Below are 519 nucleotides of genomic sequence, written 5' to 3' on the forward strand. Positions count from 1 at the left end.
ACTTTCAGCTGCACATGACCTTCATCCGTGAATTTCACTGCATTGCCGATCAAGTTAAGTAAGATTTGATTAATCCGACCTTTATCACCGACCACGACCGTATTCATGGCTAATGGCATATCAACCAATAACTTAAGGTTCTTTTTATCCGCTTGATACGCACACAATGCCGTGCAACTCTCTATTAACGAGCGCAAATCAAACTCCTCTTCAACAAGCGTCAACTTGCCTGCTTCGACTTTGCTGTAATCGAGGATGTCGTTAATGATGGTCACAAGGTTATTGGCAGATTTGTGCAGCAGGAGCAATAACTCCCTTGGCTCTCGGCGGTTTTCGTTCTCAAGCAATATCTCGCTGATCCCCATGATCGCGTTCATTGGAGTGCGAATCTCATGGCTCATGTTCGCCAGAAATTCCGACTTGACTTGCGTGGCTTTTTTCGATTTATCCAATGCAGACGACAAACGCTTCTCCATCTCGCGTCTATCAGTGATGTCACGTTCTACCGCAATAAAACGC

Annotated in this window: 1 protein-coding gene; it reads right to left on the minus strand. The window is 45.3% G+C overall.

The annotated features are described in order from the left end of the window. Window positions 1–519 (minus strand): sensor histidine kinase (locus tag R7190_RS30740; RefSeq protein WP_318138325.1); only part of this gene is annotated, 519 nt, incomplete at both ends.

This window comes from Vibrio sp. 1078-1, assembly GCF_033340475.1.